The sequence below is a fragment of the Aurantimonas sp. C2-5-R2 genome, from assembly GCF_036549495.1.
In the GTDB taxonomy this organism is placed as follows: domain Bacteria; phylum Pseudomonadota; class Alphaproteobacteria; order Rhizobiales; family Rhizobiaceae; genus Aurantimonas; species Aurantimonas coralicida_A.
The window spans coordinates 18,329-27,302 of sequence record NZ_JAZHLJ010000054.1; the positions used below are offsets into that span (position 1 = coordinate 18,329).

Annotated in this window: 11 protein-coding genes; 6 read left to right on the plus strand and 5 right to left on the minus strand. The window is 64.4% G+C overall.

Going from position 1 to position 8,974, the window contains the following annotated elements; genetic code table 11:
- Positions 1-19: 19 nt before the first annotated feature.
- The 5 genes from VQ044_RS18250 to hemE form a co-directional block, all read right to left on the minus strand.
- Entirely contained in the window at positions 20-490 is a 471-nt protein-coding gene (locus VQ044_RS18250) for a YbaK/EbsC family protein (protein WP_327648708.1), read from the minus strand.
- A gap of 148 nt (positions 491-638) precedes the next feature.
- Positions 639-1,898 (minus strand): transcription termination factor Rho, encoded by a 1,260-nt coding sequence (gene rho, locus VQ044_RS18255; RefSeq protein WP_327626195.1) that lies wholly within the window; start codon positions 1,896-1,898, stop codon positions 639-641.
- Between the two features lie 271 nt (positions 1,899-2,169).
- Positions 2,170-2,691, minus strand: a complete 522-nt coding sequence (locus VQ044_RS18260) for a gluconokinase (RefSeq protein WP_327626194.1) — start codon at positions 2,689-2,691, stop codon at positions 2,170-2,172.
- Between the two features lie 34 nt (positions 2,692-2,725).
- A complete protein-coding gene (gene hemJ / locus VQ044_RS18265) occupies positions 2,726-3,274 on the minus strand; it encodes a protoporphyrinogen oxidase HemJ (protein WP_327648707.1) in 549 nt (182 codons plus the stop codon).
- Positions 3,271-4,299, minus strand: a complete 1,029-nt coding sequence (hemE, locus tag VQ044_RS18270) for a uroporphyrinogen decarboxylase (protein WP_327626192.1) — start codon at positions 4,297-4,299, stop codon at positions 3,271-3,273. The genes hemJ and hemE overlap by 4 nt, the downstream gene beginning before the upstream one ends.
- Positions 4,300-4,839: 540 nt before the next feature.
- Here hemE and VQ044_RS18275 point away from each other — a divergent pair.
- From VQ044_RS18275 to VQ044_RS18300, 6 genes are all read left to right on the plus strand, one after another.
- Positions 4,840-5,439 (plus strand): Maf-like protein, encoded by a 600-nt coding sequence (locus VQ044_RS18275; RefSeq protein ID WP_327648706.1) that lies wholly within the window; start codon positions 4,840-4,842, stop codon positions 5,437-5,439.
- On the plus strand, positions 5,432-6,400 hold the full coding sequence (locus tag VQ044_RS18280) for a shikimate dehydrogenase (RefSeq protein WP_327648705.1): 969 nt from the start codon (positions 5,432-5,434) through the stop codon (positions 6,398-6,400). The genes VQ044_RS18275 and VQ044_RS18280 overlap by 8 nt, the downstream gene beginning before the upstream one ends.
- Positions 6,401-6,434: 34 nt before the next feature.
- Positions 6,435-7,019 (plus strand): dephospho-CoA kinase, encoded by a 585-nt coding sequence (gene coaE / locus VQ044_RS18285; RefSeq protein ID WP_327648703.1) that lies wholly within the window; start codon positions 6,435-6,437, stop codon positions 7,017-7,019.
- 114 nt (positions 7,020-7,133) lie between these two features.
- Entirely contained in the window at positions 7,134-7,523 is a 390-nt protein-coding gene (locus VQ044_RS18290) for a COG4315 family predicted lipoprotein (RefSeq protein WP_442872951.1), read from the plus strand.
- Between the two features lie 8 nt (positions 7,524-7,531).
- Positions 7,532-8,038, plus strand: coding sequence for a sigma-70 family RNA polymerase sigma factor (locus VQ044_RS18295; protein ID WP_327648699.1), 507 nt, complete (start codon positions 7,532-7,534; stop codon positions 8,036-8,038).
- The gene (locus tag VQ044_RS18300) at positions 8,035-8,808 is read left to right on the plus strand and encodes an anti-sigma factor family protein (protein WP_327648697.1); all 774 of its coding nucleotides are present in this window, start codon (positions 8,035-8,037) and stop codon (positions 8,806-8,808) included. The genes VQ044_RS18295 and VQ044_RS18300 overlap by 4 nt, the downstream gene beginning before the upstream one ends.
- The last annotated feature ends 166 nt before the right edge of the window (positions 8,809-8,974 follow it).

The following is an 8,974-nucleotide window of genomic DNA, read 5'->3' on the forward strand; positions in this document are numbered from 1 at the left end:
AGGGTTCCGCCGGCGCGGTCTATGTCACCCGGCCGACGGTCGCACCGGTAGCACTGCGCAATTGCAGCGGTACCACCTCGAAGACGTGCCGCGGCGTCCCCGCGGCGGCCCAGACGGTGGCGTGCTGGAACAGATCCTCATCCATCAGGGTGGCGAGCTTGCGCGAAGCCCCCAGCGGCGAAACCCCACCGATGGCAAAGCCGGTCGCCTGACGGACGAAATCGGCGTCGGGCCGCTCCAGCGCCTCGCCGAAATGCGTCGCCATGGAAGCCTCGTCGACCCGATTGGCACCCGACACCAGCAGCAGATAGGCTTGGCCGGTCGCAGTGCCCTTGAACACCAGGGATTTGACGATCTGGCCGACGCTGGCGCCGACGGCCTTCGCCGCTTCCTCTGCCGAGCGGGCCGATTTCGCGGTCTCCACGACCGCAATCTTGAGGCCCTCGGCATCGGCCTCGACCCGCGCCACCGCGTCCGGTTTCTCTGTCATCCCCGATCCCTCCTGGTTGCTCGCTGCAGGCTTCGCCGTCCGAGCCGTCGCAGTCAAGCCGGGCCTCAGCGCAACGAAAAACGGCGGCCAGAAAGGACCGCCGTTTCACGTGAGTCACGCCATTCGCGTCCGTCGGACGCGAAAGCGATCAGGTGTTCATCGAATCGAAGAAATCGGCGTTGCTCTTGGTCTGCTTCAGCTTGTCGTTCAGGAATTCGATCGCATCGGTCGTGCCCATTGGCGACAGGATCCGGCGCAGCACGAAAATCTTCTGCAGATCGCCCTTCGGGACCAGCAAGTCTTCCTTACGGGTGCCGGACTTTAGAATATCCATCGCCGGGTAGATACGCTTGTCGGCAACCTTGCGATCAAGGACGATCTCAGAGTTGCCGGTGCCCTTGAATTCTTCGAAGATCACCTCGTCCATGCGGCTGCCGGTATCGATCAGCGCCGTCGCGATGATGGTCAGCGAGCCACCTTCCTCGATATTGCGCGCCGCGCCGAAGAAGCGTTTCGGCCGCTGCAGGGCGTTGGCGTCGACACCGCCGGTCAGCACCTTGCCCGACGAGGGAACGGTGGTGTTGTAGGCGCGGCCAAGGCGGGTGATCGAATCCAGGAGGATGACGACGTCGCGGCCGTGTTCGACCAGGCGCTTGGCCTTTTCGATCACCATTTCGGCGACCTGGACGTGGCGCTGCGCCGGCTCGTCGAAGGTCGACGACACCACCTCGCCCTTCACCGAACGCTGCATGTCGGTCACTTCCTCGGGCCGCTCATCGATCAACAGTACGATCAGATAGCATTCCGGATGGTTCGCGGTAATCGAATGGGCGATGTTTTGCAGAAGTACCGTCTTGCCGGTACGCGGCTGCGCGACGATCAACGCGCGCTGGCCCTTGCCGAGCGGCGCGACGAGATCGATGACCCGGGCCGACATATCCTTCTTGGAGGTCGGATCATCGAGCTCCATCTTAAACCGCTCGGTCGGATAAAGCGGCGTCAGATTGTCGAAGTGGCTCTTGTGGCGGATCTTCTCGGGATCGTCGAAATTGATCGTGTTGACCTTGAGCAGCGCGAAATAGCGCTCGCCGTCCTTGGGACTGCGGATCGGTCCCTCGACCGTATCGCCGGTCTTCAGCTGGAATTTACGAATCTGCGATGGCGAAACATAGATGTCGTCCGGGCCCGGCAAGTAATTCGCCTCGGGCGAACGCAGAAAAGCGAAGCCATCCTGGAGAATTTCGACGACGCCCTCGCCGATGATTTCGACTTCCTGCGCCGCGAGTTGCTTGAGAATCGCAAACAGCAACTCCTGCTTGCGCAGAACGGAGGCGTTCTCGACCTCGTTCTCTTCGGCAAACGCGATCAATTCGGGTGCGCTTTTGTTCTTCAGGTCCTGAAGTTTCATTCGGAAATAGGCTCTTTTGGGGTTCGTGCCGACGGATCGCGTCGAAACAGATGAAGGCGACAATGGGGAAACGCTGGGGGCCGGAAACGCTAAACGGTTCTGCGGCAGGGACGAGGCGACCAGAAATGGTCGCGCAACGCCCAAGAAAGGCGGGATAGTCCATTGTGATATAGCGGTGGTTGCGAGACCGCGCAAGAGGCGCGTTGGCGCCCGACGCGAATGCCTCCTATCGCGGTTACCGCCCCGTTTCACAACCGCCGGTCGCGGTCGTCTAATCTTGCCTGTCGAACCCAAGTGCTTCAAGGGCGTGACTCACAACCGCTTCGGGCGGAATGCCGACGGATACTGTCACGCCATCCTCGTCGGATTGCAGCGGTTCCAGATCGTCGAACTGCGATTGGAGCAGCGAATTCGGCATGTAGTGGCCAGTGCGGCGGCCGATGCGGTCGCCGACCAGATCCTGGTCGGCGGTGAGCGAGACGAAGCGCACGCTCGGGGCCGCCTCGCGCAGAACATCCCGATAGCGCCGTTTCAAGGCCGAGCAGGCGACAACGCTCGAAACGCCATGGCTGGCCTGATCGGCGATCCAGTCGCGAATGGCCGACAACCAAGGCGCCCGGTCGTCATCGTTCAACGGCTCGCCGGATTCCATCTTGGCGATGTTCCGGGCCGAGTGAAACTCGTCCGCCTCGGCGAAGGACCAGCCAAGACGTTCCGCAAGCAGCTTTGCCGTCGTCGTCTTGCCGACGCCCGACGGACCCATGACCACAAGAGCGGTCGTTTTTTGATCCATCTGCCCGGCTTCCTCTCCAAGCTGTCGTCAGCGATCAGAACGGTTTCACCACGACCAGAATGATGATCAGGATCAGGATGACCGCCGGCACCTCGTTCATCACCCGCCAGAACTTGCCGGATGTGGTGTTCGCGTCCCGCTCGAACCGCTTGAACGAGGCGGACAGATAGCCGTGCAGGCCGGACATCACCAGGACGAGGGCGATCTTGGCATGAATCCAGCCACCCTGGAACTCGAACACCTTCCAGGCGAGCCACAGGCCGAGCACCCACGTCAGGATCATCGAGGGCGTCATGATGCCCTTGAGCAGCCGCCGTTCCATCACCTTGAAGGTCTCGGACTGGGGCGTGCCCGGTCCCGCTTCCGCGTGGTAGACGAATAGCCGCGGCAGATAGAGCATGCCGGCCATCCAGGCGATGATGACGAAGATGTGGAGCGCCTTGATCCAGAGCTGCCATTCGACCGGCACCAGGACGAACAGGGCTGCGACAAGCGCCAGTGCGACGACAGCGACGACGGCGGTCCGCCCGCCATTGGCCGACTTCGTCGCGGACTTGCTCGATGGTGGGGTGTTCTGGTTCATGGCTTGGCGGTCCTGATGCGATCGAGAAGGGCTTCGACATGGGCGATCGGCGCCTCGGGCGTGATGCCGTGGCCGAGATTGAAGATCAACGGCCCATCACCGAGGTTGTCGAGAATCCGGTCGACGCCGTCTTCCAGCGCCTTGCCGCCGGCGATCAGCCGCAGCGGGTCGAGATTGCCCTGGATGGCGCCAGCTTTCTGCAATTCCTTCGCCTGCGACACCGGCACCGACCAATCGAGGCCGACCGCATCGACGCCGGTCTTTTCACGATAGGTGTTCAAAAGCGATCCCGCGCCCTTGGCAAAGCCGATGATCTTCGCGCCCGGCACCGCGGCACGGACCTTTTCCACCATCCGGGCAACTGGCCGCACGGCATAGGCTTCGAACGACGCCTCGTCGAGAACGCCGGCCCAGGAATCGAAGATCTGGACGCAGTCGGCACCCGCCTGCAACTGGCGGATCAGGTAGTCGGCGCTCATCTCCGCCAGCAGATACAGCAGCGTCTCCATCTCGGCCGGATTGCGATAGGCGAATAGCCGCGCCGGGGCCTGATCCGGCGTCCCGTGGCCGGCGATCATGTAGGTCGCCACCGTCCAGGGCGCGCCGCAAAAGCCGATCAGTGTCGTCTCGTCGGGCAGTTCTTGGCGTAGCCGACCGACCGTCGCGATCACCGGGGCCAGATGAGTCTCGCCGCGCGATGGATCGAGATTAGCGATCTCATCCGGGCGGATCGGCGTCAGCTTCGGGCCTTCGCCCTGCACAAAATGTAGACCGCGATCAAGCGCGTCCGGGATCACGAGAATGTCGGAAAACAGGATCGCCGCGTCGAATCCGAAGCGACGGATCGGCTGCAAGGTGACCTCGGTCGCAAGATCCGGATTGTAGCAGAGATCCAGGAACCCGCCGGCCTTTTCCCGGGTTGCTCGATATTCGGGAAGGTAGCGGCCGGCCTGTCTCATGAGCCACACTGGAGGGGGAAAGACGCTTTCGCCTTCCAGGACCCGGACGAGCTTGCGCTTCTGCATCAGGTTTGGGCTCCTAATAAAAAAGAAAGATTTCAAGAGAAATCGTTATTTTGATTCTATGAGTCGGTGGATAGCCGGAATTCACAAGCGGCGGTAGATGGCGGCCGTTTCACGCTCGTCCACAGCCCGAATGAGCGGTTTTGGCCCAACGGTGTGAGAAACGTTAAACTTTTAACCAATCCGCCAGATTCGTCAGGATGTTAGCGAGGCACGCGCGTTGCCGAAAACCTGTCCGGGAGCTGTGGAAAGCATGGGATGAACCTGCGTCGTCCACAAATGTCCGTTCGGACGCCCACAGGCCGTGCATCGTCGCCGATTGTGGACGAAAGCCGACTTATGCGCCTCGGCCCGGTTCTGCACGGAGGCGGGCCGGCTTAACTCTTCCTTAACCCACAGGCCCGGCGGATTTCCGGGGGTGGAGGCGGCCGGCCCCTTGCGAAGCGATGCCGAATCGAGTCCCGAGCGGCGCCAATGGCGTTTCGGCCCTCGAGGCGCTATCAAGCCTCTCGGGCGTGAAGAAACGGTTAAAATGGGGACAAAATGGCCAAGGGCATCGTGCTCGCCTCCGGCAGCATACACCGCAAGGAACTCCTCAAGAACGCCGGGATCGACTTCACCGTCGAGCCGAGCGAGCTCGACGAGCGGGCGGTTGAGGCGCCGCTCCTGCAATCGGGTGCCGGACCTGAAGACGTCGCCGCGATCCTCGCCGAGGCCAAGGCCACCGACGTCTCGGCCCGCCATCCGGGCGAGATCGTCATCGGCGCCGACCAGACCCTCTCGCTCGACGACGAGATCTTCTACAAACCGGCCAACATGGAAGAGGCGCGCCGTACGCTCCTGAAACTCTCCGGGCGCACCCATACGCTGAACAGCGCCGTTGTGCTGGTCGAGAACGGCGTGGTCACCTGGCGGCACGTTGCCACCGCCGCGATCACCCTGCGCCAACTCGATCCGGGCTTCATCGGCCGCTATCTCGCCGCCGCCGGCCAGAAGGCGACGACCAGCGTCGGCGCCTATCAGATCGAGAAGGAGGGCATCCAGCTGATGGAGCGGATCGAGGGCGACTATTTCACCATCATCGGCCTGCCGCTGCTGCCGCTCTTGAAAGAGCTGCGCGTACGGGGCGAGATCGATGGCTGATACCGACGCGGAGTGGACGCCGCAGCCTTATGTCAGCGGCGCGGACCGCCCGCGCGGCGAAGGCTCGATCTTCGATCCGCGCGATGTCCAGGCGGCCCCCGACGGCCCCAAGGCCTTCGTCACCGGCTGGCCGGTGTGGCATTCGCGCTCGCCGATGATCCATCAGAGCTGGCTCGCCGAATTCGGCCTTGCCGGCTCCTATCGCCGCGTCGGCGTGCCGCCCGAGGAGATCGCCGATTTCCTGAAAAGCCTGCGCAAGAATGGCTTTGTCGGTGGCAATGTGACGATCCCGCACAAGCTGGCCGCCTTCGCCGCGGTCACGCGGCGGGACGCGGCGGCCGAGGCGATCGGCGCGGTGAACACGCTGTGGTTTGAAAAATCCGGCCGGCTCGTCGGCGGCAATACCGACGCCTATGGGTTCGCGGCCAATCTCGACGAGCGGCTGCCCGGCTGGGCCGACGCCGAGACGGCGGTGGTGCTCGGTGCCGGCGGCGCGGCACGGGCCGTGATCTTCGCGCTGTTGAAGCGCGGCGTCAAATCCGTGCGGATCGTCAACCGCACCCTCGAGCGGGCCGAGGAACTGGCGGCGCGCTTCGGCCCCGGCGTCAGCGGCCATGGCGAGGCGGAGCGGGAGGCACAGCTGAAGGCCGCCGATCTTCTGGTCAACACCGTACCGATTCCGGCCAGTGACCCCGACGATGAGACGCCGGACTGGTTCGCGCCGAAGCTGCCGGACCTTGCCGCCTTGCCCGATCACGCGCTGGTCACCGACATCGTCTATGTGCCGCTCAAAACGCCGATATTGCAGGCGGCCGAGGCGCGTGGCCTTCGCCATGCCGACGGGCTCGGCATGCTGCTGCATCAGGCGGTGCCGGGCTTCGAGCGCTGGTTCGGCCGGCGCCCGGTGGTCGACGAGGCGCTGCGCGCGAAAATCATCCGCGACATCGACAGCGGGGTCTGACAGCGATGCGAGGCCATCACGGACAGGGCGGGCGATGATCGTCCTCGGCCTCACCGGCTCGATCGGCATGGGCAAGTCGACCGCCGCCGCCATGTTCGCCGACGAGGGCGTGCCGGTGCATGATGCCGACGCTGCGGTGCATCGGCTTTATGCCGGCCGTGCCGCGCCGCTGATCGAGGCAGAATTTCCGGGAACGGTCATTGACGGCATCGTCGATCGCCAGCTTTTGGGCGCGGAAGTGCTGAACGATCCCGACGCGCTGAAACGGCTGGAGGCAATCGTCCACCCGCTGGTGCGGGCCGAGGAACAGGCGTTTCTCGCCGACGCGCAGAAATCCGGCGCGCCTCTCGCCCTCCTCGATATTCCGCTGCTTTACGAGACCGGCGCCGAGGCGCGCTGCGACAAGATCGTGGTGGTCAGCGCGCCGGCGGCGATCCAGCGCGAGCGCGTGCTCGCACGCCCTGGCATGAGCGAGGAAAAGTTCGCGGCGATTCTGGCCAAGCAGGTGCCGGATGCCGAGAAACGCGCCCGGGCGGACTTCGTCATCGACACCGGCGGCGGCTTCGACGCCACCCGCGCGGCGGTGAAGGCGTTGGTGGCAGAACTGGGGGCGGCGTAAGGGTACACAGGCCCGATCGAAAAAAGAGTCCGACGTCAGGGAATAACTCCGCGCCAGCGCTGTTGTCCTGGAGGTAAGCCGAACCCAAGCACCCTCAAGGAGACTCCCATGCGCATGCGATCCCTGCTTCTCGCCGCAGCGACCCTGTCCCTCGCCGTCCCGTTGGCCCATGCCGGAGACTATGCCGGCGGCGCCATCAAATCGATGGAGACCGACAAGGGCGAGATCCTGACCAACGCCGACGGAATGACCCTCTACACCTTCGACAAGGACACCAAGGGCGTCACCAACTGCTATGACGACTGCGCGACGAAGTGGCCGCCGGCGATGGCGGCGGATGATGCGTCGGCCGACGGCGACTACTCCCTGGTCGAACGCAAGGACGGCGGCAAGCAATGGGCCTATGACGGCATGCCGCTCTATCTGTGGCAGAACGACAAGGCGCCGGGCGAGACGACGGGCGACGGCGTCGGCGGAGTCTGGCACGTCGTCCTGGAGAACTAGTCGCAGCGATGTCCCGGTTCCTGGACGAGATGGAGACATGCGTGCCGGCGTTGCGACGCTACGCGCGGGCGCTCACGCACAATCCCGATCTCGCCGACGATCTCGTCCAGGACTGCCTCGAACGAGCGATCCGCAAGGGCCATTTGTGGAAGCCCTCGGGGCCGTTGCGGGCCTGGCTGTTTCGCGTCCTGCTGAACGTTTATCGCAACGATCTGCGGCGCCGCCGCAGGGCGCCCGATCCCATTCCCTTCGAAAACCTGCCAAGCGAGCCGCGGGCGGCGAATGTCCAGCCGGGTCGGCTGGCGCTGGCCGAGACGGCTAGGGCCATGCAGGAATTGCCGTCGGACCAGCGTGAGGCGTTGCTGCTGGTTGCCGTCGAAGAGTTGAGCTACGCCGACGCGGCCGCCGTGCTCGCTATCCCGATCGGTACGCTGATGTCGCGTCTTGGACGCGCTCGCGCGACCCTGCGCCAGATGACGCAAGCCGACGCACCGATGCTGAGGACCGTGAAATGAGCCGCGACGACGCGACGATCACCAAGGACGACCTGCAGGCTTTTGCCGACGGTGTCCTGGACGCGCGGCGTCGTGCCGAGGTCGAGCGGTATCTCGCGGACCAGCCTGCCGCCGCCCGGGAGGTCGCGGATTGGCAACAGCAAAACCAGGCGCTGCGAGCCTTATATGGTCATGTGGCGGGCGAGGCCGTTCCGGCGCGGCTGGCGGTTCACCGCATCGCCCGCGATCGCAAGCGCCCGGCCCGCAACTGGTCGGGCATGGCCGCGGCCGCCGTCCTGATCCTGGCGATTGGTGGCGCGGGCGGCTGGTATGGCCGCGATGTCCTCACTGTCGCCTCGCCCGCGCCCCTGTCGCTCGCCGGCGAGGCCGAGCAGGCCCACGCCCTTTACGCAACCGAAGTCCTCCACCCGGTGGAAGTGAGGGCCGACGAGAAAACGCACCTCGGAGCATGGCTTTCCAAGCGGCTCGATCGCGCCCTCACCGTGCCCGACCTGCGAGCGACCGGTCTCGACCTTGTCGGCGGCCGGCTGTTGCCGTCGCAAGAAGGGCCGGCCGCGCAATTCATGTATGAGGACGCGGCGGGCGGCCGCGTGACGCTCTACATCGTGCCGGCTGACACCGCGCGGGAGACCTCGTTTCGCTATTCGGCGGCCGGCCGCCTGAAATCGCTGGTGTGGACGGCCGAGGGGATCAGTTGCGCGCTGGTGGGCGATCTGCCCCAGGACCGGCTTCAGGAGATCGCCAAGCTCGCCTACCGGCAATTGGGGTAGGCTGGAGCGCCCTGCGGCAGGGTCGGGCCAAGTTCGTCATCGGTACCGACAGGCTGGAGATTGTGAGTGCCGTGGTGAACTAGAGCATCCGGCGAATAATTTGAATCGACGGGTTCCCATTTGATGTTCGGTTTGATTCTCTGTGAGCAGGAGGTGCTTCATGGGA